General features: G+C 69.4%; 27 protein-coding genes. 19 read left to right on the top strand and 8 right to left on the bottom strand.

The genetic code is table 11. From position 1 onward, the window contains the following. Positions 1 to 34: 34 nt before the first annotated feature. On the top strand, positions 35 to 802 hold the full coding sequence (locus AB8810_RS14165) for a sulfurtransferase (RefSeq protein ID WP_369913994.1): 768 nt from the start codon (positions 35 to 37) through the stop codon (positions 800 to 802). Between the two features lie 167 nt (positions 803 to 969). Here AB8810_RS14165 and AB8810_RS14160 read toward each other — a convergent pair whose 3' ends face one another. Continuing rightward, positions 970 to 1,770: an SDR family oxidoreductase gene (locus tag AB8810_RS14160; protein WP_369913993.1), complete on the bottom strand. Its 801-nt coding sequence runs from the start codon at positions 1,768 to 1,770 to the stop codon at positions 970 to 972. Between the two features lie 343 nt (positions 1,771 to 2,113). Here AB8810_RS14160 and AB8810_RS14155 point away from each other — a divergent pair, with 343 nt between their 5' ends. Together AB8810_RS14155 and AB8810_RS14150 are read left to right on the top strand one after the other, a co-directional pair. Continuing rightward, positions 2,114 to 3,109: an LLM class flavin-dependent oxidoreductase gene (locus AB8810_RS14155; RefSeq protein WP_179564125.1), complete on the top strand. Its 996-nt coding sequence runs from the start codon at positions 2,114 to 2,116 to the stop codon at positions 3,107 to 3,109. 233 nt (positions 3,110 to 3,342) lie between these two features. Then, positions 3,343 to 3,507, top strand: coding sequence for a hypothetical protein (locus AB8810_RS14150; protein WP_179564127.1), 165 nt, complete (start codon positions 3,343 to 3,345; stop codon positions 3,505 to 3,507). A 61-nt stretch (positions 3,508 to 3,568) separates the two neighbouring features. Here AB8810_RS14150 and AB8810_RS14145 read toward each other — a convergent pair whose 3' ends face one another. Together AB8810_RS14145 and AB8810_RS14140 are read right to left on the bottom strand one after the other, a co-directional pair. Further along, positions 3,569 to 4,219 carry an exopolysaccharide biosynthesis protein gene (locus AB8810_RS14145; protein ID WP_191826489.1) on the bottom strand — a complete coding sequence of 217 codons (651 nt, stop codon included), beginning with the start codon at positions 4,217 to 4,219 and terminating at the stop codon, positions 3,569 to 3,571. Further along, the gene (locus tag AB8810_RS14140) at positions 4,203 to 5,546 is read right to left on the bottom strand and encodes a hemolysin family protein (protein WP_179564131.1); all 1,344 of its coding nucleotides are present in this window, start codon (positions 5,544 to 5,546) and stop codon (positions 4,203 to 4,205) included. The genes AB8810_RS14145 and AB8810_RS14140 overlap by 17 nt, the downstream gene beginning before the upstream one ends. 250 nt (positions 5,547 to 5,796) lie before the next feature. Here AB8810_RS14140 and AB8810_RS14135 point away from each other — a divergent pair, with 250 nt between their 5' ends. Beyond that, on the top strand, positions 5,797 to 6,423 hold the full coding sequence (locus tag AB8810_RS14135; RefSeq protein ID WP_179564133.1) for a DUF47 domain-containing protein: 627 nt from the start codon (positions 5,797 to 5,799) through the stop codon (positions 6,421 to 6,423). A gap of 85 nt (positions 6,424 to 6,508) precedes the next feature. Further along, positions 6,509 to 7,630, top strand: a complete 1,122-nt coding sequence (locus AB8810_RS14130; protein ID WP_179564135.1) for an inorganic phosphate transporter — start codon at positions 6,509 to 6,511, stop codon at positions 7,628 to 7,630. A 117-nt stretch (positions 7,631 to 7,747) separates the two neighbouring features. Here the strand turns inward: AB8810_RS14130 and AB8810_RS14125 are convergent, their stop codons facing one another. Continuing rightward, positions 7,748 to 9,298, bottom strand: a complete 1,551-nt coding sequence (locus AB8810_RS14125) for a S10 family peptidase (protein ID WP_206228455.1) — start codon at positions 9,296 to 9,298, stop codon at positions 7,748 to 7,750. Positions 9,299 to 9,403: 105 nt separating this feature from the next. On the opposite strand from AB8810_RS14125, the gene AB8810_RS14120 reads away from it, so the two are divergent. Further along, positions 9,404 to 10,186 carry a CDP-diacylglycerol diphosphatase gene (locus tag AB8810_RS14120; protein ID WP_225210099.1) on the top strand — a complete coding sequence of 261 codons (783 nt, stop codon included), beginning with the start codon at positions 9,404 to 9,406 and terminating at the stop codon, positions 10,184 to 10,186. Positions 10,187 to 10,460: 274 nt separating this feature from the next. On the opposite strand, the gene parE is transcribed toward AB8810_RS14120, so the two are convergent. Then, complete coding sequence (gene parE / locus AB8810_RS14115) at positions 10,461 to 12,350, bottom strand: DNA topoisomerase IV subunit B (RefSeq protein WP_369913992.1); 1,890 nt, start codon at positions 12,348 to 12,350, stop codon at positions 10,461 to 10,463. Between the two features lie 166 nt (positions 12,351 to 12,516). Here parE and AB8810_RS14110 point away from each other — a divergent pair, with 166 nt between their 5' ends. The 8 genes from AB8810_RS14110 to truD all read left to right on the top strand — a co-directional run bounded on the left by AB8810_RS14110 (position 12,517) and on the right by truD (position 19,716). Then, a complete protein-coding gene (locus AB8810_RS14110) occupies positions 12,517 to 12,771 on the top strand; it encodes a hypothetical protein (protein WP_369913991.1) in 255 nt (84 codons plus the stop codon). A gap of 137 nt (positions 12,772 to 12,908) precedes the next feature. Further along, complete coding sequence (locus AB8810_RS14105) at positions 12,909 to 14,573, top strand: CTP synthase (protein ID WP_003474007.1); 1,665 nt, start codon at positions 12,909 to 12,911, stop codon at positions 14,571 to 14,573. 149 nt (positions 14,574 to 14,722) lie between these two features. Then, positions 14,723 to 15,559 (top strand): 3-deoxy-8-phosphooctulonate synthase, encoded by an 837-nt coding sequence (kdsA, locus tag AB8810_RS14100; RefSeq protein ID WP_047324991.1) that lies wholly within the window; start codon positions 14,723 to 14,725, stop codon positions 15,557 to 15,559. A 181-nt stretch (positions 15,560 to 15,740) separates the two neighbouring features. Beyond that, positions 15,741 to 17,033, top strand: a complete 1,293-nt coding sequence (gene eno, locus AB8810_RS14095; protein WP_206228450.1) for a phosphopyruvate hydratase — start codon at positions 15,741 to 15,743, stop codon at positions 17,031 to 17,033. A gap of 3 nt (positions 17,034 to 17,036) precedes the next feature. After that, positions 17,037 to 17,390: a cell division protein FtsB gene (gene ftsB / locus AB8810_RS14090; RefSeq protein WP_369913990.1), complete on the top strand. Its 354-nt coding sequence runs from the start codon at positions 17,037 to 17,039 to the stop codon at positions 17,388 to 17,390. Further along, a complete protein-coding gene (gene ispD / locus AB8810_RS14085) occupies positions 17,390 to 18,091 on the top strand; it encodes a 2-C-methyl-D-erythritol 4-phosphate cytidylyltransferase (protein ID WP_369913989.1) in 702 nt (233 codons plus the stop codon). The genes ftsB and ispD overlap by 1 nt, the downstream gene beginning before the upstream one ends. Positions 18,092 to 18,157: 66 nt before the next feature. Then, a complete protein-coding gene (gene ispF / locus AB8810_RS14080) occupies positions 18,158 to 18,655 on the top strand; it encodes a 2-C-methyl-D-erythritol 2,4-cyclodiphosphate synthase (protein WP_369913988.1) in 498 nt (165 codons plus the stop codon). After that, entirely contained in the window at positions 18,652 to 19,716 is a 1,065-nt protein-coding gene (gene truD / locus AB8810_RS14075) for a tRNA pseudouridine(13) synthase TruD (RefSeq protein WP_369913987.1), read from the top strand. Before ispF ends, truD begins: the two co-directional genes overlap by 4 nt. An 11-nt stretch (positions 19,717 to 19,727) precedes the next feature. Here the strand turns inward: truD and AB8810_RS14070 are convergent, their stop codons facing one another. Beyond that, positions 19,728 to 20,261, bottom strand: a complete 534-nt coding sequence (locus AB8810_RS14070) for a Smr/MutS family protein (RefSeq protein WP_179564145.1) — start codon at positions 20,259 to 20,261, stop codon at positions 19,728 to 19,730. Positions 20,262 to 20,370: 109 nt separating this feature from the next. On the opposite strand from AB8810_RS14070, the gene surE reads away from it, so the two are divergent. The 4 genes from surE to AB8810_RS14050 are packed head-to-tail and all read left to right on the top strand — an operon-like array spanning position 20,371 to position 23,267. Further along, entirely contained in the window at positions 20,371 to 21,150 is a 780-nt protein-coding gene (surE, locus tag AB8810_RS14065) for a 5'/3'-nucleotidase SurE (protein ID WP_179564147.1), read from the top strand. After that, positions 21,147 to 21,824: a protein-L-isoaspartate(D-aspartate) O-methyltransferase gene (locus AB8810_RS14060; protein ID WP_191826498.1), complete on the top strand. Its 678-nt coding sequence runs from the start codon at positions 21,147 to 21,149 to the stop codon at positions 21,822 to 21,824. Before surE ends, AB8810_RS14060 begins: the two co-directional genes overlap by 4 nt. A 34-nt stretch (positions 21,825 to 21,858) precedes the next feature. Next, positions 21,859 to 22,473, top strand: coding sequence for a YqaA family protein (locus tag AB8810_RS14055; RefSeq protein ID WP_179564151.1), 615 nt, complete (start codon positions 21,859 to 21,861; stop codon positions 22,471 to 22,473). Then, positions 22,452 to 23,267: a peptidoglycan DD-metalloendopeptidase family protein gene (locus AB8810_RS14050; RefSeq protein ID WP_369913986.1), complete on the top strand. Its 816-nt coding sequence runs from the start codon at positions 22,452 to 22,454 to the stop codon at positions 23,265 to 23,267. Before AB8810_RS14055 ends, AB8810_RS14050 begins: the two co-directional genes overlap by 22 nt. A 244-nt stretch (positions 23,268 to 23,511) precedes the next feature. Here the strand turns inward: AB8810_RS14050 and AB8810_RS14045 are convergent, their stop codons facing one another. Together AB8810_RS14045 and yhbY are read right to left on the bottom strand one after the other, a co-directional pair. After that, a complete protein-coding gene (locus AB8810_RS14045; RefSeq protein WP_179564155.1) occupies positions 23,512 to 23,886 on the bottom strand; it encodes an Mth938-like domain-containing protein in 375 nt (124 codons plus the stop codon). A 19-nt stretch (positions 23,887 to 23,905) separates the two neighbouring features. After that, positions 23,906 to 24,211 carry a ribosome assembly RNA-binding protein YhbY gene (gene yhbY, locus AB8810_RS14040; RefSeq protein WP_003471333.1) on the bottom strand — a complete coding sequence of 102 codons (306 nt, stop codon included), beginning with the start codon at positions 24,209 to 24,211 and terminating at the stop codon, positions 23,906 to 23,908. A gap of 66 nt (positions 24,212 to 24,277) precedes the next feature. Here yhbY and rlmE point away from each other — a divergent pair, with 66 nt between their 5' ends. Beyond that, entirely contained in the window at positions 24,278 to 24,910 is a 633-nt protein-coding gene (rlmE, locus tag AB8810_RS14035; RefSeq protein WP_179565565.1) for a 23S rRNA (uridine(2552)-2'-O)-methyltransferase RlmE, read from the top strand. The last annotated feature ends 5 nt before the right edge of the window (positions 24,911 to 24,915 follow it).

The raw sequence follows: 24,915 nt of genomic DNA, 5'->3' as shown, positions 1-24,915 counted from the left end.
GCCCCGGCTGCACGCCGCGCGCTAAAATGCGCGGATGATCGCCAATACCGCCGCCTACCATTTCGTCGCCATCGCCGATCCCGACGCGCTCGCCGCGCGGTTGCAGGACTGGGCGCAGGCCGGCGCGTTGCGCGGCACCATCCTGGTCGCGGGCGAGGGCATCAACCTGTTCCTGGCCGGCGCGCCGGAGGCGATCGACGACTTCTACGCGCAACTGCGTGCCGACCCACGCTTCGCCGCGCTGCGGGTCAAGACCAGCCTCAGCGCGCAGCAACCGTTCGCGCGGCTGAAGACCAAGGTCAAGCCGGAGATCATCAGTTTCCGCCGCGATGCCGCCTCGCCGCTGGCCGCCGAACGCGCCCCGGCGGTGGCGCCGGCCACGCTGCAGCGCTGGCTGCGCCAGGGCCACGACGATAGCGGCCGCCGCGTGGTGCTGCTGGACACGCGCAACGCCCAGGAAGTGGAGTACGGCACCTTCGCCGGCGCGCTGACCCTGCCGATCGTCAAGTTCACCGAACTGCCCGAGGCGCTGGCGCCGCATCGCGCCGAGCTGGCCGACGCCACCGTGGTCAGCTTCTGCACCGGCGGCATCCGCTGCGAGAAGGCGGCGCTGTGGATGCGCGCCGACGGCATGCACAACGTGCTGCAGCTGGACGGCGGCATCCTCGGCTATTTCGAGGAAGTGGGCGGCGAGGGCTACGCCGGCCGCTGCTTCGTGTTCGACGAACGCGTGGCGCTGGACCCGCAGCTGCGGCCGCTGGTGGACGATCCGCAACCGGCGAGCCTCAGCGCGACCGCCTGACCGCAGCGACGCCGCGAGCGCGGTTTTTCATCCAGAAATAGCCCGGTCCGGCATCTGCATCAAGCAACATTGGTGCCCCTTGCCGTCCGCGTCCTCGCGATAAGTCCGCAGCCGCTGCAACACGGCGCCACCCCATTCCCCATTCCCGACTCCCCATTCCCAGCGTTTCAGGCGTACTGCATCTTGCGCGTCATCCCGCCATCGACCACGAAGTCCTGGCCGGTGACGAACCCGGCATCGTTCGACAGCAGGTACACCGCCAGCGCGCCGATATCCTGCGGCGTGCCGACCCGGCCGGCCGGATGCTGCGCATGGTCCTGTCGCGACAGCGCCGGCTTGCGCCGCGCACTGGGCTTGCGCCAGGCATCGGTGGCGATCCAGCCCGGGCTGATGCAGTTGACCCGCACCGCCGGCCCGGCGCTGATCGCCAGCGCATGGGTGAAGGCCAGCAGGCCGCCTTTCGCCGCCGCATAGGCTTCGCTGTCGGGTTCGGACTGGTGGGCGCGGGTCGAGGCGATATTGACGATCGCGCCGGCGCTGGCGCGCAGTGCCGGCAGCGCGTGCTTGCTGCACAGGAAGGCGCCGCCCAGGCTCGCGCCCAGGCGCCGGTTCCATTCGCGCAGCGCCAGGCGCTCCAGCGGGCCGCTGTGCGGATCGGCGACGCCGGCATTGTTGACCAGGCCGTCGATGCGGCCGAACCGCGCAAGCGCGGCATCGACGAAACGGCGCACGCTGGCCTCGGCGGCCACGTCCAGGCGCCGGAACAGCACCCGGTCGCCGGCATCGAGTTCGGCGACGCAGGCGCGCCCGGCCTCGGCGTCCAGATCGCCGAACGCGACCCGGCCGCCGGCGCCCAGCACCGCCTGCACTACGCCGCGGCCGATTCCTTGCGCGCCGCCGGTGACCAGCACCACGCGGTCGCGCAGCGGCAGGGCGGGAGTGGTGGAGACTGGTGGGATCAGGGGCATGGCGCACACCGGGCAGGGCGGGAGTGCAAGCGTAGCCAGGCGGTCGTGCAGTCGGCGTTGCCGTGGCGCGCTTGCGCGTGGGTGTCGAAAGACAGTGGGCGGCCGTACTCTCATCCGCCCCTTCGGGGCACCTTCCCCCGAAAAGGGTGCCATGGTCCCGGAGGGAGAAGGGAGCGCTCGCTTGCTCGAGCCCCTCTCCCCCCGGGAGAGGGGGTGGGGTGAGGGTACGGCCGCACGCGAACCAGCCACGCCGCCATCGCAAATCAGCGTTCCGGCGCCGGCCGCTGCAATCGGCCCGTCCGTCCCCATTTCCACTGCATCGCTTTGCAGGAACCCGCTCTCCATGATGCCGATCTCCATCCTCGATCTCGCCCCGGTCTGCGAAGGCAGCGACACCACCCAGGCCTTCGCCAACATGCTGGATCTGGCGCAGCACGCCGAGCGTTGGGGCTATCATCGCTACTGGCTGGCCGAGCACCACAACATGCCCGGCATCGCCAGCGCCGCCACCGCGGTGCTGATCGGGCATGTGGCCGGCGGCACGCGCCGGATCCGGGTCGGCGCCGGCGGCATCATGCTGCCCAACCACGCGCCGCTGCAGGTGGCCGAGCAGTTCGGCACGCTGGCCTCGCTGTATCCGGGGCGCATCGACCTGGGCCTGGGCCGCGCGCCCGGCACCGACCAGCCCACCGCGCGCGCCTTGCGCCGCTATTTCGACAGCGCCGACCAGTTCCCGCAGGACGTGGCCGAGCTGCTGCGCTATTTCGAGCCGGCCGAACCCGGCCAGCTGGTGCGCGCGGTGCCGGGCGCCGGCATCGAGGTGCCGGTGTGGCTGCTCGGCTCCAGCCTGTTCAGCGCGCGCCTGGCGGCGGCGCTGGGACTGCCGTTCGCGTTCGCCTCGCACTTCGCGCCGGATGCGATGGACGAGGCGCTGGCGGTCTACCGGCGCGAGTTCCGCCCCTCGGCGCGGCTGCGCGATCCGTACGCGGTGCTGGCGCTGAACGTGGTCGGCGCCGAGTCCACGGATGCGGCGCGGCGGCTGTTCACCACCCAGCAGCAGAGTTTCGTCAATCTGCGCCGCGGCCGCCCGGGGCTGATCCCGCCGCCGATCGACGACATCGAGGCGTTCTGGCAGCCGCACGAGAAGGCCGGCGTGGAGCGCGCGCTGGCCTGCACCGTGCTCGGCGATGCGGCCGAGGTCGCGCGCGGCATGGCCGAGTTCGTCGCCCGCCATCGCCCCGACGAACTGCTGCTGACCGCCAACATCCACGACCACGCGGCGCGGCTGCGCTCGTTCGCGATCGCCGCCGAGGCCTGGACCCAGGCGGCGGCCGCGTAGGCGGCGGCAGGCGCGGTCGCACTGCGTGGCCGCGTTCGCCAGGCCGGCGGCCTGGGCCGTCTTGGCGCGCAGCGTAGACAAGTCGCGGCGACGGCGGCGGTTTTCACTGCGCCTTGTCGGTGCCTTGGAGCAGATTCGGATGGCACGCCATGGGTTGGCGCGCACGTGGCGGCAGGACCCGGCATCGCACCGGTCGGCGCCACGCATCCACGGATCGAAACAGGGGGCGTCACATGGAATCCGAATACCTGCCGCCGGCCGCGCGCGGCTGCGGCCTGGAGGCCGTGTTGCATCAGCTCGCGCTGCAGCTGCAACGTCTGCAGCGCGCGCCGGAGGACGCCCGGGCGGCGCAGCCGTTGCGCAGGCAGGTGTTCGCCGAGGCGCCGGTTTCGGAGTAGCGCTGCGTCGCGAGAGATGCGTGCCGGTGGCGCGCGGGCGCGGTTTCGCGCCAACTGCGGGCTACAGCTTGTGCATCCACTCGCGGCCCAGGTCCACCACCTGGTCCGAGGCCAGGCCCAGGCCGACCGCCACCGCGATGCCGCCCAGCCAAGACACCAGCATCAGGCCGCCGTCGCGTTCCAGCAGGGCCAGCGAGAACAGCAGCAGCATCGCGCCGAACGCATAGTTGGTGAAGGGAATCGGCAGCGACAGCAGGATCCCCAGCACCACCAGCAACAGGCCGCTGAAGGCGCGCGCCGGCAGCGTCTCGACCAGCGCCGGTAGGCGCGGCTTGAGCAGCTTGTCCAGCCGCCGCAGCCACGGCGCGATGCGCCCGACGAAGCGCTGCATGGTGCGCCGGCGCGGGCCGCGTTCGCCGATGAAGCGCGGCAGCCAGGGTTTGCGCAGGCCGATCAGCATCTGCGCGCCGATCAGCGTCACCAGCGGTCCGCTGATGCCGCCGGCCAGGCCCGGCACCGGCAGGAACGCCGGCAGGATCGCCACGAACAGGAACATGCCGAACGCGCTCTGCTGCAGGTCGGCCAAGATCAGCCGCAGCCGCAGCTGTTCGTCCGGATCGCCGAGCAGGAAGGTGTCGAGCAGGGTGCGGATGCCTTCGGCGCTGTAGCCGTGAGCGTCGTCCGTGCCGGGTGTCTCACCCGGTGATGTCATCGCTGTTCTCGTCCTGCAGCTTGCTCAACAGCAGCTTGTCCACGCGCGCGCCGTCCAGGTCGACGATCTCGATGCGCCAGCCGGCCCAATCGAAGAACTCGCCGGCGTGCGGGATGCGGCCGAAGTAGTAGATGCACAGGCCGGCCAGCGTGTTGTAGTCGCCTTCCTCGGCGTTGGGCAGTTCGGCGCCGCCGAGCAGCTCGCGCAGGTCCTCGATCGCCAGCGAGCCGTCGATCAGCAGCGAGCCGTCGGCGCGGGTCACCACCAGCGCGTCCTCGTCGGCGTTGTCCACCGACTGCAGGCGCCCAACCACCGCGCCCATCAGGTCGCTGATCGTGACCAGGCCCTGGATCTCCCCGTATTCGTCCACCACCAGCGCCATCGACTGCTGTTCCTCGCGGAAGATCTCCAGCAGCTTCATCGCGTGGGTGGATTCGGAAACGAACAGGGTCTCGCGCAGGCTCTGGAACAGCTGGGTGGCGTTGCCGTCCATGCGCGTGACCAGCGATTTCACTTCCAGCACGCCGGCGATGTCCTGGTCGCTGCCGCGGTAGACCGGATAGCGCGAGAACTCGTGCTCGCGCATCACCTGGAAATTGCGTTCGGCCTCGGCATTGGCGTCGAGCCAGGCGATGCGGTTGCGCGGCGTCATCAGGCTGTCGGCGGTGCGGTCGCCCAGGCGCATGACCCGGTTCATCATGTCGCGCTCGTGGCTGTCGATCACGCCGGCCTCGTGGCTCTCGGCCACCAGCATGCGGATCTCCTCTTCGGTCACCGACGCCGACTGCTCGTTGCCCAGGCCGAGCACGCGCAGCACCAGCCGGGTCGAGCGCGACAGCACCCACACCGCCGGCGCGGCGATCAGCGCCAGCCAGCCCATCGGCACCGCGACGAAGCCGGCGATGACTTCCGAGCGGGTCAGCGCCAGGCGCTTGGGCACCAGTTCGCCGAAGATCAGCGTCAGGAAGGTGATCAGCACGATCGCCAGGGTCTTGCCGATCACCGCCGAATACGGCTGCGGCTGCCCGATCAGGCTGAAGGTGGCCGACAGCGCCGGGAACAGCGACTGCAGCTTGGCCGCGATCGCCTCGCCGATGGCCTCGCCGCCGAACACGCCGGTCAGGATGCCGATCGCGGTGATGCCGATCTGCACGGTGGACAGGAAGTTTTCCGGATTCTCGGCCAGCGCCAGCGCCTTGGCCGCGCGCGTGCTGGATTGCGCCATCTGCTTCAGGCGGCTCTTGCGCGAGGTCATCAGCGACATCTCGGACATCGCGAAGAAGCCGTTCAGCAGCACCAGGGCTGCCACGACCAATAGTTCAAGCATGCGCGCGCTCCCTGGCGGCGAGGGAAGCGGGGACATGGGCGCCAAGGCGGCGCGGGGGAGGGGGGCTAGGGTGGTCGTCCATAGGGTGCGCCTAGCGACGGCGCGGCTGCATGGTAGCAAACCCGGGTGGCGGGCGCGTCCACGCGGCGCCGGTGCGCTGCCGCCGGTCGCCCGATTTCCCCGTTTTGTCAGCAAACGGTCATAATTCCGCCCCGGTGCCGTCCCTCCCGCGACGGCGGGATTGCGTTTCATGTTCTCGTTGCAGACCATCTTCGGTTCCGGCAAGCAGTTCTACACCCTGCTCGACGAGGCGGCCCAGGCCGCCTACGACAGCACCAAGGCGCTGCATTCGATGATGCGCGAGTCGGATCGGCAGCCGGCGCTGGACGCCTTCAAGCTGGCGCGGCTGCGCGAGCGCGCCGCCGCCGACAAGATCGGCCAGGCGCTGGTCGACAGCTTCATGACCCCGATCGAGCGCGAGGACATCGAGGCGCTGGGCTCGGCGCTGTACAAGATCCCCAAGCAGGTGGAGAAGTTCGCCGACCGCTATTCGCTGGCGGTGCAGCACCTGGAGCACATCGATTTCGCGCCGCGCGCGGCGATGCTGGAACAGGCCGCGGCGGTGGTGGTGGAGATGGTCCACGACCTGCGCAACATGCACCTGGACCGGATGAGCGCGCTCAACGACAAGCTGCGCTCGCTGGAGAACGAGGCCGACCGGCTGATGCTGGAGCTGTACCGCGACATCTATTCCGGGCGCCTGGACAACCTGCAGATGTTCCTGCTCAAGGAGTTCTTCGAGATCCTGGAGAAGGCCATCGACCGCTGCCGCGAGGCCGGCGTGGTGGTCTACCAGATCGTGCTGAAGAATTCGTAATGGGCACGCTCCGGATCCGCTGCATGCGCGGCTGCGCCGCCATGCCCGCCGCCGCGGCCGCCATGCGTGAGGCGAGGAGCGCACGATGCTGACGCTGGTCCTGATCGTGATCCTGGCCGCGCTGGTGTTCGAGTTCATCAACGGCTTCCACGACACCGCCAACTCCATCGCCACGGTGGTCGCGACCAAGGTGCTCAGCCCCGGCTGGGCGGTGATCCTGGCCGCCGGCATGAACCTGATCGGCGCGCTGACCGGCACCGCGGTGGCGATGACCATCGCCTCGGGCCTGCTCAACACCGACGTGGTGACGGTGACCCCGCAGGTGATCCTGTGCGCGCTGCTCGGCGGCATCGTCTGGAACCTGATCACCTGGTGGAAGGGCCTGCCGTCCTCGTCCTCGCACGCCCTGATCGGCGGCCTGTGCGGCGCCGGCCTGGCCGCGGCGCACAACAACTGGGGCGCGTTGATCTGGTCGCAGAACGTCGGCGACTGGGCCAAGAACAAGGGCCTGCTGTGGAAGGTGTTCGTGCCGATGATCACCTCGCCGATCGCCGGCTTCCTGCTCGGCATCGTGGTGATGCTGCTGCTGTGGGCGATCATCGCCGGCATGGCCGGGCTCGGCGGCCGCATCGGACGGCTGGCGCGGCCGCGCTGGGTCAACGCCTTCTTCGGCAAGGCGCAGATCGCCTCGGCCGCGTACATGGGCTATGCGCACGGCCACAACGACGCGCAGAAGACCATGGGCATCATCGCCATGACCCTGGTCGGCGCGCAGAGCACCGGCGCGCTGGACGACCTGCCGGCGTGGCTGGCGTTCCTGCACCCGGCCGCCAGCCAGGGCCAGGGCATCGCCACCTGGATCGTGCTGACCTGCGCGGTGGTGATGGCCGCCGGCACCGCCTCCGGCGGCTGGAAGATCATCAAGACCCTGGGCCACAAGATGGTCAAGCTGCACCCGATCCACGGCTTCGCCGCGGAAACCAGCTCGGCGACGATCCTGACCCTGGCCGCGCACTTCGGCATGCCGGTGTCCACCACCCACAGCATCTCCACCGCGATCATGGGCGTGGGCTTCGCCAAGAACCCGCGCTCGCTGCGCTTCGGCGTGATCGAGCGCATCGTCTGGGCCTGGATCCTGACCATCCCGGCCGCCGCCGGTGTGGCGTATCTGATCTTCCGGATGTTTGCGCTGTTCGGTTGGACGTGAGGTAAAGCCGGGACACGGGAATGGGGAAACGGGAATCGTAAAAGCCGAAGGCATCTGTCCTTCGGATGCGCGGGGAGCCGCTTTTGCGATTCCCCATTCCCGATTCCCCACTCCCCGCTAGTTGGCCCGATACATCGCCAGCACATCCCCGCGCAACGCGCGCTGGCTGTCGGGGCGGTTGTAGAACATGTGCCCGCCCGGATAGTTCCTGACCTGTACCCGGGTCGGGTCGTTGCCCATCACCGGCATCTGGTCCACGGTCAGCACCGAACCCATGAACGGGCACGACAGGTCGTTCCAGCCGTGCACGATCAGCACCCGAAGCTTGGGATCGATCGCCACCGCCTGGCGCAGTTCGGTCACCGAACCCTTGCGCAGTTCGTCGTTCCAGTCCCACAGCTTGTTCACGTCGTAGTTCAGCGCCTGGTAGCGCGCATCCACCTTCCAGCCCACCACGCGGGTCACGAAATCGACCATCGCGGTGGTGGTCGGGGCGATGATGCTGTCCAGCAGCGGGTCGTTGGCGCGCTGCTCGGGCGCGTTCGGGAACGGGTCGAAAGCGGTGACGTTGGAGTCGTAGCGGCTGCCGAGCTGGCCCTTGTCGCGGAACACCTCGCGCAGGTAGGCCTGGGTTTCCAGGCGGCCGCCGGCGCGGCGCACGTAGACCGGGTCCAGTCCGGTCATCGCCGCCACCTGCTGGATCATGCGTTCGCTGCCGGCCGCGTCGGAACGCCCGCGCAGCAGCGCAGTGACGTAGTCGCCGCGGGTGTAGTCGATCACCTGGCGCATCGCCTCCGGGGTCAGCCGCTGCTCGCGCTCCAGGTGCGCGGCGGCGATCGAGGGTAGGGTCAGCATCCACGCCAGCGGCGACACGTCGCCGTTGTCGTCCAGGGTCGGGTTGAGGTACGGCGAGACCAGCACCACGCCGTTCATCGCCACGCCCAGCTGGGTCTGCAGGTAATGGGTGATGCGCGGCCCGCGGAAGCCGCCGTAGCTCTCGCCGACCAGATACTTGCGCGACTGCAGGCGCTGGTTCTTCAGCAGCCAGTCGTAGATCGTGCGCGACAGGTATTCGATGTCGGCCTGCGGGTTGTAGAACAGCTTCTTGGCCTGCTCGTCGGCGACCCGCGAACGGCTGAAGCCGGTGCCGACCGGATCGATGAACACCAGGTCGGTGAAATCCAGCCAGGTGCCGGGGTTGTCGTGCAGCGTCGCCGGCGCCGAGGCGCTGTCGCCCTCGCTGCCGAAGGTGACCACCTTCGGCCCGATCGCGCCCAGGTTGAGGTAGACCGACGCGGCGCCGGGGCCGCCGTTCAAGGCGAAGGTGACCGGGCGGTCCTTGCCGTCCACGGTGTAGGCGGTGAACACCACGTCGGCGACGGTCTTGCCCTGTGCGTCCTTCACCGGCAGCGTGCCGACCGTGGCGGTGTAGCTGAGCGACTTGCCGTCCACGTGCGTGACCTGGCGCACCTTCGCGTCGGCCGGCAGCGCGGCCGGCTTTGCTTGCTCGGCGCTGTCGGCCTTGTCGGGTTTGTCCGCCTTGTCGGCGCCGTCGGCATCGGCAGCCAGTGCGGCGGAGATCGGCAGGACGGCCAGCAACAACGCCGCCAGCAGCGGCTTGGACAGGTTCGGCACGGGGAGGGCGCTCGGCAGAAGGGAAGCCGGCATGCTAGGCCGCGGCGCGGCGCGCGCGGATGTGCCCAAAGGCATGGTCGGCACGCATGGCGCGACGGGCCCTATCATGTCCCGCCCTGCCTGCCCGGAGACGTCGTTTTGAAGTTCAGAAGCCTGTTGCCATTGGCGTTGCTGCTGGCGCTGGCCGCGTGCCTGAGCGTACCGCGCGTGCGTCATGCGGCCGATCCCGACGCGCTGTGGCGCATCATCAACACACACTGCCTGGCCGCCGACGCGCCGCGCGCGGTCGACTGCGCCGCGGTGTGGTCGCAGCCGGAGCGGCGCTCGGTGGTGCTCAAGGACAATCACGGCGACTTCCAGTTCCTGCTGCTGCCGATCGACCGCATCACCGGCATCGAGGACCCCCGCCTGTTGCAGGCCGGTTCGCCCAACTACTTCGCCGCGGCGTGGGACGCGCGCATCTTCGTGGAACGGGCGCTCGGCCGTCCGCTGCCGCGGCAGTATCTGTCGCTGGCGCTCAATTCCCCGCATGGCCGGTCGCAGGAGCAACTGCACATCCATGTCGATTGCCTGCATCCGCAGGTCCGACGCGAGCTGGATGCGATGCAGGCGCAGGTCGGTACGGCGTGGCGGCCGCTGCCGCAGCCGCTGCTGGGCCACCGCTACCTGGCCCGGCGCCTGCCAGGGGAGGCGCTGTCGGCCAATCCGCTGCGGCTGCTCGCCGAGGGATTGCCGGCCGGCGACGCGCTGCGCGACTACTCGCTGGTCGTCGTCGGGGACGCCAGTCCGGCGCCCGGGTTCGTGTTGCTGGCAACGCGAGTCGATGCCGCCAGCGGCAATCGCGCCAGCGGCGAGGAACTGCAGGACCATGCCTGCGGCCTGGTGACCGGCGCGGAGCAGGTGCTGCCGGGCGTGCGCTGAGCGCCTCCCCCGGGGAGGGGCGGCGCGAGGACCGGTCTACCGCGATGCCGGCGAGCGCCTGGAATCGAACGCCGCTCCTCTCAGTGGCCGGCCGCGCGTGACGGCGCCGCTGGATCTGCAACCATGGCCGGCACGCAGCGCGGTGCCAGATGGCCGGGGCCGTCTGGCTCCGCTCCAACCGAATCGCATTCCTGTCACCAGTGGCAGCACGGGCAACGCATGGAGTCTATCGGGCTAACCCAATCCCCAATCCCGACTCCCCAATCCCGGCCCCTCAGACCTCCAGCGACGCCAGGTCGCCCTTGGTCTCCAGCCACTGCTTGCGATCGCCGGCACGCTTCTTGGCCAGCAGCATGTCCATCAGCGCACGGGTTTCGTCGCCTTCGTCGACGGTCAGCTGCACCAGCCGCCGCGTGTCCGGGTGGATGGTGGATTCGCGCAGCTGCTGCGGGTTCATTTCGCCCAGGCCCTTGAAGCGGGTCACGCTGAGCTGGCCCTTGAGCTTGTCGCGCGCGATCTTCTCCAGCAGCGAGCGCTTCTCTTCTTCGTCCAGCGCGTAGAACACCTGCTTGCCCACGTCCACGCGGAACAGCGGCGGCATCGCCACGAACACGTGACCAGCCTTCACCAGCGCCGGGAAGTGGCGCAGGAACAGCGCGGTGAGCAGGGTGGCGATGTGCAGGCCGTCGGAGTCGGCGTCGGCCAGGATCACCACCTTGCCGTAGCGCAGCCCGGTGATGTCGTCCTTGCCCGGGTCGCAGCCGATCGCGATCGCCAGGTTGTGCACTTCCTCGGAGGCCAGCACGCTGCCGGAGGCCACTTCCCAGGTGTTGAGGATCTTGCCGCGCAGCGGCAGGATCGCCTGGAAGTCCTTGTCGCGCGCCTGCTTGGCGCTGCCGCCGGCCGAGTCGCCTTCCACCAGGAACAGCTCGGTGCGCGACAGGTCCTGGCTGATGCAGTCGGCCAGCTTGCCGGGCAGGGCCGGGCCGGAGGTGACCTTCTTGCGGGTGATCTGCTTCTCGGTCTTCAGCCGCGCGCTGGCGCGATCGATCGCGATCTGCGCGATGCGCGTGCCGGTTTCCACGTTCTGGTTCAGCCACAGGCTGAAGGCGTCGTGCGCGGCGCCTTCGATGAAGCCGGCGGCCTGGCGCGAGGACAGGCGTTCCTTGGTCTGGCCGCTGAACTGCGGGTCGGTCATCTTCAGCGACAGCACGAAGGTGACCCGGTCCCACACGTCTTCCGGCGCCAGCTTGACCCCGCGCGGCAGCAGGTTGCGGAAGTCGCAGAACTCGCGCAACGCGTCGGTGAAGCCGCTGCGCAGGCCATTGACGTGGGTGCCGTGCTGCGCGGTCGGGATCAGGTTGACGTAGCTTTCCTGCACCAGCTCGCCGTCGGCGACCCAGGCCACCGCCCAGTCGACGATCTCGCGATCCTTCTTCAGATTGCCGACGAACAGGTCGGCCGGCAGCAGTTCGCGCTCGGCCAGTTCGCCCTTGAGGTAGTCGCGCAGGCCGTCCTCGAAGTACCAGGTGTCCTGTTCGCCGGTGGCCTCGTCGTGCAGCTTCACGGTCAGGCCGGGGCACAACACCGCCTTGGCGCGCAGCAGGTGGCGCAGCGCGCGCACCGCGAACTTGGGCGTGTCGAAGTATTTCGGATCGGCCCAGAAGCGCAGCCGGGTGCCGGTGTTCTTCTTGCCGACGCTGCCGACGATCTCCAGCTTCGAGGTGGGGAAGCCGTCGCCGAATTCCATCCGGTATTCGTTGCCGTCGCGCTTGATGAACAGCTCCACCTTCTTGGACAGCGCGTTGACCACGCTGACGCCGACGCCGTGCAGGCCGCCGCTGAAGGTGTAGTTGCGGTCGTTGAACTTGCCGCCGGCGTGCAGCCGGGTCAGGATCAGTTCGACGCCGGAAATCTTCTCTTCCGGATGGATGTCCACCGGCATGCCGCGGCCGTCGTCGGCGACCTCGCAGCTGCCGTCCTTGAACAGGGTCACCTCGATGTGCCGGGCATGGCCGGCCAGCGCCTCGTCCACGGCGTTGTCGATGACTTCCTGCGCCAGATGGTTGGGGCGGGCGGTGTCGGTGTACATGCCCGGCCGGCGCTTGACCGGGTCCAGGCCAGAGAGAACTTCGATGTCGGCGGCGTTGTAGCGGGTATTCATGCGTCTCAACAGGTGGCGCGAAGCAGATCCGGAAGTGTGCGGTGTGCGGCGGCTTTTTGCACGTCGCCGGTGTTCAGGGCCAGTGCCGTGGCCGTGCGCTAGCCTTGCACTGGAAAATCGGTAACGGCATCCCCATTGTCGTTGCAGCCTCACACAGGAGTACGCCATGAACGTTCGCAAGCTGTTGACCCTGGCCGCGCTGGTCGCCGCCGCGGTGGCCATCCCGGTCGCGATGGCCCAGGCGCAGAGCGCCGATCCGGCCACCTCCGGCGCCGCCGCCTACGAGGCGCAGGTCGCGAAGGAGAAGGCCGAGGCCGATGCCAAGGCCAAGCGCCGTGCCGCTGCGGCGGCCGAGCACAAGGCCGGCAAGGATGCGGCTACGCCGAAGAAAGAGGAAGAAGAGGAAGCGCGCAAGCCCTGAGCGCGCGCCCTGTTGCGACCTGCGACGCCCCGGCTGGTGCCGGGGCGTCTTCTTTTTGTGCGGTCGATCGGTCCGAAAGCGCTTGGGCAAATCGGCTTCACCCGTTAAACTATGGCTTTCCGGGAGGCCTTCGAGCCATGACCCCCCTGATCTTCGTTACCGGCGGCGTAGTGTCCTCGCTTGGCAAGGGCATCGCGGCCGCTTCGCTTGCGTCCATTCTCGAAGCACGTGGCCTGTCGGTCACGATGATGAAGCTGGACCCCTACATCAACGTCGACCCGGGCACGATGAGCCCGTTCCAGCACGGCGAGGTGTACGTCACCGACGACGGCGCCGAGACCGACCTGGACCTGGGCCACTACGAGCGCTTCGTGCGCACCCGCCTGTCGCGCAAGAATTCGGTCACCACCGGCCGCATCTACGAGAACGTGATCCGCAAGGAGCGCCGCGGCGACTATCTGGGCGCCACCGTGCAGGTGATCCCTCACATCACCGACGAGATCCGCCGTTGCGTGGACGAAGCCACCGCCGGGTTCGACGTGGCGCTGGTGGAAATCGGTGGCACCGTCGGCGATATCGAGTCGCTGCCGTTCCTGGAAGCGATCCGCCAGGTGCGCACCGAGCGCGGCGCCGAGCGCGCGCTGTTCATGCATCTCACCCTGGTGCCGTACATCGCCGCTGCCGGCGAGCTGAAGACCAAGCCGACCCAGCATTCGGTCAAGGAGCTGCGCTCGATCGGCATCCAGCCGGACGTGCTGCTGTGCCGCTCCGAGCAGGCGATTCCGGATTCGGAGCGGCGCAAGATCGCGCTATTCACCAACGTCTCCGAGCGCGCGGTGATCAGCGCCGCCGACATCGACGTGCTCTACGGCATGCCGCTGGAACTGCACCGGCAGGGCCTGGACGAGATCGTCATCGACCAGTTCAAGCTGCGCGACAAGGTCGGCCCGGCCGATCTGTCCGAATGGGAAGCGGTGGTGGACGCCACCAAGCACCCGCTCGACGAGGTCACCATCGCCGTGGTCGGCAAGTACGTGGACCACCAGGACGCCTACAAGTCGGTCGGCGAGGCGCTCAAGCACGGCGGCCTGCGCCAGCGCACCAAGGTCACCTTGAAGTGGCTGGAGGCGCAGGAACTGGAAGGCAGCGACCTGTCGGCGCTGGCCGACGTGGACGGCATCCTGGTGCCCGGCGGCTTCGGCGACCGCGGCTTCGAAGGCAAGGTGCTGACCTCGCGCTATGCGCGCGAGCACCGCGTGCCGTACTTCGGCATCTGCTACGGCATGCAGGCGGCGGTGGTGGACTACGCGCGCCATGTCGCCGGCCTGGACGGCGCCAACAGCACCGAGAACGACCGCCAGTCGCCGTATCCGGTGATCGGCCTGATCACCGAGTGGCGCACCGCCAGCGGCGACGTGGAGAAGCGCGACGAGAAGTCCGATCTGGGCGGCACCATGCGCCTGGGCCTGCAGGAGCAACGGCTCAAGCCCGGCACGCTGTCGCGCGAGATGTACGGCAAGGACGTGGTGTCCGAGCGCCATCGCCACCGCTACGAGTTCAACAACCGCTACCGCACCCAGCTCGAGGACGCCGGCCTGGTGATTTCCGCCAAGTCGATGGACGACACCCTGGTGGAGATGGTCGAGCTGCCGCGCGAGGTGCATCCCTGGTTCCTGGCCTGCCAGGCGCACCCGGAGTTCCTGTCCACGCCGCGCGACGGCCATCCGCTGTTCATCGGCTTCGTGCGCGCCGCGCGCGAGAAGAAGGCCGGCGGCAAGCTGTTGAAGGAAGCGCGCGCCTAGTTCCTTCTCCCATCGGGAGAAGGTGGCGCGAAGCGCCGGATGAGGGGACGGGCGCAGCCTCGCGCGCCTGAATTCCTCGAAGCTTCGCCCGTACCCTCACCCCAACCCCTCTCCCAATGGGAGAGGGGCTCCAATCGATAGGTGATCCGATGAAACTGTGTGGCTTCGAAGTCGGCCTGGACCAGCCGCTGTTCCTGATCGCAGGCCCGTGCGTGATCGAGTCGATGCAGCTGCAGCTGGACGTGGCCGGCAAGCTCAAGGAGATCACCGGCAGGCTGGGGATCAACTTCATCTTCAAGTCGAGCTTCGACAAGGCCAACCGTACTTCCGGCACCAGCTTCCGCGGCCCCGGCCTGGAAGAGGGGCTCAAGGTGCTGGAGGCGGTGAAGAAGCAGATCGGCGTGCCGGTGCTGACCGACGTGCACGAGTACACGCCGATGCATGAGGTGGCGGCGGTGGTGGACGTGCTGCAGACGCCGGCGTTCCTGGTGCGGCAGACCGACTTCATCAAGAACGTCTGCGCCGCCGGCAAGCCGGTCAACATCAAGAAGGGCCAGTTCCTGTCGCCGTGGGACATGAAGCCGGTGGTGGACAAGGCCAAGTCCACCGGCAACGAGCAGATCATGGTCTGCGAGCGCGGCGCCAGCTTCGGCTACAACAACCTGGTCAGCGACATGCGCTCGCTGAGCGTGATGCGCGAGACCGGCTGCCCGGTGGTGTTCGATGCCACCCATTCGGTGCAGTTGCCGGGCGGGCAGGGCAGCACCTCCGGCGGCCAGCGCGAGTTCGTGCCGGTGCTGGCGCGCGCAGCGGTGGCGGTGGGCGTGTCCGGCGTGTTCGCCGAGACCCACCCCGATCCGTCCAAGGCGCTATCCGATGGCCCCAATGCCTGGCCGCTGGACAAGATGGAGGCGCTGCTGGAGACGCTGATGGCGCTGGACGCGATCACCAAGCGCAGCGGCTTCTTGGAGCACGGGCTGGGCTGATGCGGCGGCGGTGCGGGTGCGCCGGCCCCTGGATGCACCCGTCTCTCGCACAGCGCTCGCGTTGTTCGGACCCGTGCGCGGCGCCGGCGCGGCGCGCGGTTCATTTGGCAAGCAGCGGCGCTGCGGCCATAATCCGACGGTTTCCGGTGTCCCCCTCCTTTCCTGGTAACCGACTGGACTTATGACCACTATCGCCAAGATCCACGCCCGCGAGATTCTCGATTCCCGCGGCAACCCCACGCTCGAAGCGGAAGTCACGCTGGCCGACGGCTCGCTGGGCCGCGCCGCGGTGCCGTCGGGCGCTTCCACCGGCACCAAGGAAGCGGTCGAGCTGCGCGATGGCGACAAGACCCGCTACCTGGGCAAGGGCGTGCGCAAGGCGGTGGAGAACGTCAACACCACGATCGCCAGTGCGCTGCAGGGCTTCGACGGTGCCGACCAGCAGGGCCTGGACCGGCGCCTGATCGACCTGGACGGCACCGAGAACAAGGGCCGCCTCGGCGCCAACGCGCTGCTCGGCGTGTCGCTGGCCAACGCGCATGCAGTCGCCGCCTCGCGCAAGCAGGCGCTGTGGCAGTACCTGGCCGGCGCCAACACCGCCAACGTGGCGCTGCCGGTGCCGATGATGAACATCATCAACGGCGGCGCGCATGCCGACAACAACGTCGACTTCCAGGAATTCATGGTGCTGCCGGTTGGCGCCGCCTCGTTCTCCGAAGCGCTGCGCGCCGGCACCGAGATCTTCCACGCGCTCAAGGCGGTGCTGAAGGGCCATGGCCTGTCCACCGCGGTGGGCGACGAGGGCGGCTTCGCGCCGGACTTCCGCAGCAACGTGGAAGCGCTGGACACCATCCTCGAGGCGATCGGCAAGGCCGGCTACACCGCCGGCGAAGACGTGCTGCTGGGCCTGGACGTGGCCTCCAGCGAGTTCTACGACAACGGCAAGTACCACCTGGTGGGCGAGGGCAAGCGCCTGACCAGCGAGCAGTTCGTCGACTTCCTCGCCGACTGGGCCGCGCAGTACCCGATCATCAGCATCGAGGACGGCCTGGCCGAGGACGACTGGGCCGGCTGGAAGCTGTTGACCGATCGCCTTGGCAGCAAGGTGCAACTGGTCGGCGACGACCTGTTCGTGACCAACCCGAAGATCTTCAGGCAGGGCATCGAGTCCGGCACCGCCAACGCGATCCTGATCAAGGTCAACCAGATCGGCACCCTGACCGAGACCCTGGAAGCGATCGCCATGGCCGACACCGCCGGCTACGCCGCGATCGTCTCGCACCGTTCCGGCGAGACCGAGGACACCACCATCGCCGACATCGCCGTGGCCACCACCGCCACCCAGATCAAGACCGGCTCGCTGTGCCGCAGCGACCGCGTGGCCAAGTACAACCAGCTGCTGCGGATCGAGGAAGCGCTGGGCAGCGGCGCGCGCTACGCGGGGCGCGACGCATTCGTCTCGCTCAAGCGGTAAGCCGTGCGCAACTGGCGCTGGCTGCTGCTGGTGCTGGCGGGACTGCTGGCGTGGCTGCAGTACCGTTTCTGGCTCGGTCCGGGCAATTCCGGCGAGGTACTGGTGCTCGAGAGCCAGGTCGAGCACCAGAAGCGCGATAACGAAGGCCTGCAGCAACGCAATGCCGCGCTCGCCGCCGAGGTCAAGGACCTCAAGGACGGCGAGGCGGCGATCGAGGAGCGCGCGCGCAGCGAGCTGGGCATGATCAAGCCGGGCGAGAAGTTCTATCGCGTCGTCGAGGACGCGCCGGTGCCGGTCGCGCCGGCCGCCGACGGCGCCCCGGCGCAGGCGCCGGCCGCGCCGAGCGAGCAACCCTGATGGCCACGGTCTGGGCCGTGGTGCCGGCCGCCGGCCGTGGCACCCGTTTCGGCAGTCCCGTGCCCAAGCAGTATCTGCAGGCCGGAGGGCAGCCGTTGATCGCGCATGCGCTGCAGTCCCTGCTGGCGCATCCGGCGGTGGTCGGGGCGATGGTCGCGCTCGGCACCGACGATGCCGATTGGCCGGGCTGGAACGAACTGGACGGCAAGCCGGTGCTGACCTGCGTCGGCGGCGCCAGCCGTGCCGGCTCGGTGCTGGCCGCGTTGCAGGCCTTGCCGGACTCGGTCAAGGCGGACGATTTCGTGCTGGTGCACGATGCGGCGCGCCCGAACCTGGCGCTGGCCGACCTGGACCGGCTGCTGGAAACCGGGCGCGGCGATCCGGTCGGCGCGATCCTGGCCGCACCGGTGCGCGACACGCTCAAGCGCGCCGGCGACGACGGCGGCATCGACGCCACCGAGCCGCGCGAGCGCCTGTGGCGCGCGCTGACCCCGCAGTTGTTCCGGCGCCTGCAGCTGACCAGGGCGCTGGAACAGGCCGCGGCCGCCGGCGTCGAGGTCACCGACGATGCGATGGCGATGGAGTTGCTGGGCCTGCGGCCGCTGCTGGTCGAGGGCGCCGAGGACAACTTCAAGGTCACCACCCCGGCCGACCTGGTGCGCTTCGAGTTCGAACTGTTCCTGCGCGCGCGGCAGCCGTGACGCGGCCGCGCCGCGCTGCGGCGTCGCGCCGCCGATGCCTTCCTTTTTTCCTTTTGCGATCCTGCGATGCCCATGCCTGACTTTCCTCCGTTCCGTATCGGCCAGGGCTACGACGTGCACGCCTTCGGCGACGGCGACCATGTGATGCTCGGCGGCGTGCGCGTGCCGCACACGCGCGGCGTGCTCGCGCACAGCGACGGCGACGTGGTGATCCACGCGCTGTGCGACGCGCTGCTCGGCGCACTGGCGCTGGGCGACATCGGCCAGCATTTCCCGCCCTCGGATGCGCGCTGGAAAGGCGCCGACAGCGCGCAGTTCCTGAGCCATTGCGAACAACTGTTGCGCGAGCGCGGCTGGCAGCTCGGCAACGCCGACGTCACCGTGATCTGCGAGCGGCCCAAGGTCGGCCCGCATGCGCTGGCGATGCGCGAACGCCTGGCCGCGCTGCTGCAGGTCGGCGTCGAGCGGGTCAGCGTCAAGGCCACCACCAGCGAGCAGTTGGGGTTCACCGGCCGCGGCGAAGGCATCGCGGCGCAGGCGGCGGTGTTGCTGGTGGCGCTGTGAGCGACTTGCCGCGCGCATTCGGCGCCGCGCCGTTGCAGGCGCGCATGCGCAGCGTGGCCGAGGATTTCCAGGTCGACGAAATGCCCGCGTTCGAGCCGAGCGGCGAGGGCGAACATCTGTTGCTGACCGTGCGCAAGCGCGGCATGAACACCGCATTCGCCGCACGCCGCCTGGCGCAATGGGCAGGTGTGACGGAGATGGCGATCGGCTATGCGGGCATGAAGGACCGCCACGCGGTCACCACCCAGCGCTTCTCGGTGCACCTGCCCAAGCGGGTGGCGCCGGCGCTGGAGGCGCTGCACAGCGAGGACCTGCAGGTCGTGCAGTCGCAGTGGCACAACCGCAAGCTGCCGCGCGGCGCGCTGGCCGGCAACGGGTTCGTGCTGGTGTTGCGCGAGGTGCGCGGCGAGCGCGCCGCGATCGAGGCGCGGCTGGCGCAGATCGCCGCGCGCGGCATCCCCAACTGGTTCGGCGAACAGCGCTTCGGCCGCGACGGCGGCAACGTCGGCAACGCGCTGGCGATGTTCGGCGGGCGCCGGGCGCGGCGCGAGCAGCGCTCGCTGCTGCTGTCGGCGGCGCGCTCGGAACTGTTCAACCGGGTCCTGGCCGCGCGCGTGGCGGCGGGCAACTGGGACGGCGCGCTGGATGGCGAGGTGTGGCTGCTCGACGGCAGCCGCAGCGTGTTCGGCCCGGAACCCTGGTCCGACGTGCTGGCCGAGCGGCTGCAGCGTTTCGACATCCATCCTTCGGCGCCGTTGTGGGGCGCGGGCGAGTTGCGCAGCGCCGACGCGGCGCGCGCGCTGGAACTGGCCGCGCTCGAGGATGCGACGTCCGTGCGCTTGCGCGAAGGCCTGGAGCGCGAAGGCCTGAAACAGGAGCGGCGCGCCACCCGCTTGCGCGCGGCCACGCTGCAGTGGCGCTGGCTGGACGCGCACGACGACGCGCTGGAACTGCGTTTCGCGCTGCCGCCGGGCAGCTATGCCACCGCGCTGCTGCACGAGCTGGGCGAGGTCGTCGATGCCGGACAGGGCGCGCAGGCCGAGCCGGCGGCGCAGGAGTGAGCGGCGCGGCGTCAGCGCCGCGCCAGCAACACCAGCATCGCCCCGGTACCGCCTTGCGTGGGCGGCGCCGAATGGAACGCCAGCACGTCGTTGCGCTGCCGCAGCAGGCGATCGACCAGATTCTTCAGCATCGGGATGCCGCCGGACTGCAGGCCCTTGCCGTGCACGATACGCACGCAGCCGAACTCGTGCGCATGCGCCTCGGCGATGAACTGCCGCAGCAGCGCCTCGGCCTGCGCCGCGTTGGCGCCATGCAGGTCCAGTTCGTCCTGGGCGGAGAACTGGCCGCGGCGCAGCCGCTGGAACACCCGCGCCGGCACGTTCTCGCGGCGGTAGCTGGCCACGTCGCCGGCCTCCAGCGGCGCGCTGTCGCGCAGCAGGCGCTGGAATTCGCTCTGCGCCTCTGCGTCGTCGCGCTCGGCCATGCGCGCGCGCGGCTTCGGCCGCGGCTTGGCATTGGCCGGCGGCGTCGCGTTGAGCGGCGTGACCGCGCCGATCGCCGCGCGGAACAGGGCGGCGGGATCTTCGTCTTCGGGATGCGACATGGCGCACAGCGTAACCCGCCGGTCACGCGGCGCAAGCAGTGCAAGCGTGCATGAGGGCGGAAGGCGAGGGACGCATCCGGTATCATGGCCGGGTTATCCGAGGAGTCCCATGCGCGTATTAGTGAGCAACGACGACGGCGTCGACGCCCCCGGCATCAAGATGCTGGCCGAGCAACTGCGCGGCGCGGGCCACGAAGTGACCGTGGTCGCACCTGATCGCGATCGTTCCGGCGCCAGCAACTCGCTGACCCTGGATCTGCCGATCCGGATCAAGCGCATCGACCCGCACACCTGCAGCGTCGCCGGTACGCCGACCGATTGCGTGCACCTGGCGCTCACCGGCATGCTCGACGACGAACCGGACATGGTGGTTTCGGGGATCAACAACTCGGCCAACCTGGGCGACGACGTGATCTATTCGGGCACCGTCTCGGCGGCGATGGAAGGCCGCTTCCTGGGCCTGCCCGCGCTGGCGATGTCGCTGGTCACCCACAACCACGAACCCAAGCACTTCCAGACCGCCGCGCGCGCCGCGGTCGAGATCGTGGCGCGGCTGAAGGCCGATCCGCTGCCGGCGGACACCATCCTCAACGTCAACGTGCCGGACCTGCCGTGGGGCGAGATCAAGGGCTTCGAGGTCACCCGGCTCGGCAACCGCCACCGCTCCGAACCGTGCCTGCCGCAGCCCGATCCGCGCGGCGGCACCGTGTACTGGATCGGCCCGGCCGGCCGCGAGCAGGACGCCGGCCCGGGCACCGATTTCCACGCGGTGCGCACCGGCTTCATCTCGATCACCCCGATCCAGGTCGACCTGACCCGCTACCAGGCGCTGGAGACGGTGGCCAGCTGGGTCGGCGGCCTCACCGCCGCGCTGGACAACCCGGCATGACCCCGCGGCTGCGCCTGCAACCGGAAGCGATCGGCATCGGCATGACCTCGCAGCGCGTGCGCGACCGCCTGGTCGAACGCCTGCGCGAGTCCGGCATTCGCGACGAGGCCGTGCTCAACGCGGTGCGCACGGTGCCGCGGCACCTGTTCATCGACGAAGCGCTGGCCTCGCGCGCCTACGAGGACACTGCGCTGCCGATCGGCCATGGCCAGACCATCTCGCAGCCGTGGGTGGTGGCGCGGATGACCGAGACCGTGCTCGAGGTTGCACCGAAGAAGGTGCTGGAAGTGGGCACCGGCTCCGGCTACCAGGCCGCGATCCTGGCCGCGCTGGGGCTGGAGGTCTATACCGTGGAGCGCATCGGCGACCTGCTGCGGCAGGCGCGCAAGCGCTTGCGCCAGCTCGGCATGAACGTGCGCAGCAAGCACGACGACGGCCGCATCGGCTGGGCCGAGCACGGCCCCTACGATGCGATCGTGGTCACCGCCGCGGCGCCGGCGCTGGTCGATGCGCTGGTCGAGCAACTGGCGCCGGGCGGCTGCCTGGTGGCGCCGGTCGGCGGCCCCTCGTCGCAATCGCTGGTGCGCCTGCGCCGCGATGCCGAAGGCCGCATCGAACAGGACATTCTGGCGCCGGTGACCTTCGTCCCGCTGCTGTCGGGCATGCTGGATTGAGTCACCCTGGATTGAATCACCGGAGCTGGGTTGCATGAAGATATTCGGGCCGTTGTACGAACGTGCCATCGCCTGGTCGCGCCATCGCCGCGCGCCGACGTTCCTGACCGGGCTCAGCTTCGCCGAGGCGATCGTGTTCCCGGTGCCGCCGGAGGTGATGCTGGCGCCGATGTCGCTGGCGCAACCGCGGCGCGCGCTGTGGTTCGCCACGCTGAGCCTGATGGGCTCGCTGGCCGGTGCGCTGGTCGGCTACATGCTCGGCCATTTCGCCTTCGCCGCGGTGCAGCCGCTGATCGAATGGCTGGGCTGGACGCAGAAGATCGATGCGCAGGTGACTCATCTGCGCGAGGTGGTCGCCGAGTCGCCATGGCGTGCGTTCTGGCTGCTGGTGCTGGCCGGTTTCACCCCGATCCCGCTGAAGATATTTACCTGGGCCTCAGGCATCGTGGGAATCCCGCTGCTACCGTTCCTGGCGAGCATGCTGGTCGGCCGCGGCAAGCGCGTGTACCTGGTGGCCGGCGCGATCCGCCTGGGCGGGCCGCGTGCGGAAGCCGCGTTGCGGCGCTGGATCGAACCGCTCGGTTGGGTCGCGATGGCGATCCTGGCGCTGCTGGTGGTGTGGGTCATATGGAGAGCGAAGTACGGATGAGCGTCGATCGGGTGGTGCGCAACGGCCTGCGTTGCAGCGTGTGGTTGCTGGTGGCGGCAGGGATGGGCGCGTGCAGCAGCGCCACCGTGGTGCGGACGTCCGGAGCGCCCGGCAAGCCCGGCACGTCGGCGCCGCGTCCGTCCGTGCCCAAGCCCGGGGTCAGTGCGACCGTGCGCCGTGGCGACACGCTGTATGCGATCGCCCGCGTCAACAACATCAATCCGCAGGACCTGGCCGCCTGGAACCGGTTGCCGCCGCCGTACACGATCTATCCCGGGCAGTCGCTGAAGCTGTACCCGCCGGGTGGCGGCAGTGGCGGCGGCACGGTCGTCGCGCGGCCGGGTAGCGCTCCGGTCGCGCCGTCGGGTTCTGCGGGAACGGCCGCGCGGCCGCCGGTCGCTGCGCCGACGCCGGTGAGCAGCGGCTTCAGCTGGCGCTGGCCGGCCGACGGCGCGGTGGTGAGCCGCTTCGTGGTCGGCGAGACCACCAAGCAGGGCGTGGACATCGCCGGCAGCAGCGGCCAGGCGGTGCGTGCCGCCGCCGATGGCGTGGTGGTCTATTCGGGCGCCGGCCTGGTCGGCTACGGCGAACTGATCATCATCAAGCACAACGAGCAATGGCTGTCGGCCTACGGCCACAACCGCAAGCGCCTGGTCAACGAAGGCCAGAACGTGAAGGCCGGCGAGCAGATCGCCGAGATGGGGCGCAGCGGCGCCGCGCGCGACATGCTGCACTTCGAGATCCGCTACAACGGCAAGCCGGTCGACCCGCTGCTGTACCTGCCCAGCAAATAACCGGCACGTCATCGATCGGGCGGATCCCCGGCCCGGCGCAGCGCGCCGGGCGCTCGGCGGCGCGCGGTCCGGTGGACCGCAGGCGGCGCCGCCTAGCCCGCTACAACGGCCAAGCCGGTCGATCACGCTGCTGTATTTGCTGAGCAAGCAAGCGGCGGATCGGCGATGGGGCGTATTCCGGCGCAGCGCGCCAGTGGATCGGACGGCGAAACGCGGTCCGCGCAGACAGCGGCGGTGCCGCCGCTCAGCCTTCGAGCAGGAACCCGACCGCCACGCGCCGGCCTTCCGCGGCCAGTACGTTGTAGGTGCGCGCCGCCGCGGCGTTGTTCATCACTTCGATGCCGATGCCGCGGGTCAGGAACAGCGCCAGCGCGGCGGCAGAGGGGAAGACCTGGCGTTCGCCGGTGCCCAGGATCACCAGGGCCGGGTTCATTTCCAGCAAGGGCTGCAGGTGCTGTGGCTGCAGCTCGGTTGCGACCGGTGCGTCCCACGCCTCGACCAAAGCATCCGGGGCGAGAATGAAGCTGCGGGTGAGCAGGCGGTCGTTCACCTTGGCCTGGCGGCCATCGGCCATGCGCAGGGTGTAGGCGTAGTCGGGCAGGTCCTGGGTCAGCTGCATGAGGGCACCGGGAAGCGGGTCAGCCGCGCGGCAGCACGATCTGGCGGTCTTCCTTGGCCGGGCGATACAGGATCGCAGTGTGGCCGATGCGCTGCACCAGCACGCTGTGCGATTGCTCGACCAGGCTGGCGATGCTCGCGTCGCGGGCCTCGCGGTCGTCGCCGCCGACCTTCACCTTGACCAGTTCGTGGCGCTCCAGCACCTCGTCCAGTTCGGCCAGGAAGGCCGGCGTGACGCCCTTGCCGCCAATCTGCAACAGGGGTTTGAGGTCGTGCGCCAGGCCGCGCAGGAAGCGGTTCTGGGACGGAGTCAGGCTGATCGACATGCAGGCGGGAACGGGGTTGCCAAGGGCGATCAGGGTATCATGGCCGCCCACCACGACCGCGATCCCATGGCAACCCGCAGCAAAAGCAGCCAACGCTGGCTCCGCGAACATTTCGCCGACCCCTTCGTGAAGAAGGCCCAGGCCGAAGGCATGCGTTCGCGTGCCGCCTACAAGCTGGAAGAGCTGCTGCAGCGCGACAAGCTGCTCAAGCCGGACATGCTGGTGGTCGATCTCGGCGCCGCGCCAGGCGGCTGGTCGCAGCAGGTGCGCAAGTCGCTGGGCGAGCGCGGCCGGGTGCTGGCGCTGGACATCCTGGAGATGCCGCCGCTGGCCGGCGTGGAGTTCCTTCACGGCGACTTCAGGGAAGACGCGGTGCTATCGCAGTTCGAGGAAATGCTGGGCGGCAACCCGGTAGACCTTGTGCTGTCGGATATGGCCCCCAATAAAAGCGGCATGGATGCGGTCGACCAGCCGCGGATGATGCATCTGGCCGAATTGGCGATGGCGTTCGCCGATACCCACCTCAAACCGGGCGGGGCGTTCCTGATCAAGCTGTTCCAGGGCGTCGGGTCCGACGACTACATCCGCGAGATGCGCCGCCGTTACGAGAAGGTGTCCATCCGCAAACCGGCGGCATCGCGCAAGCGCTCGCCGGAGGTCTATGTCCTCGGACAGGGCAAGCGTGCCCAGATCAAGTAAGCTGA

The organism is Xanthomonas sp. NCPPB 3005 (assembly GCF_041228095.2).
Lineage (GTDB): Bacteria > Pseudomonadota > Gammaproteobacteria > Xanthomonadales > Xanthomonadaceae > Xanthomonas_A > Xanthomonas_A bonasiae.
The sequence above is the reverse complement of the archived record's forward strand: the minus strand, read 5'-3'. Positions and strand labels throughout refer to the sequence as shown.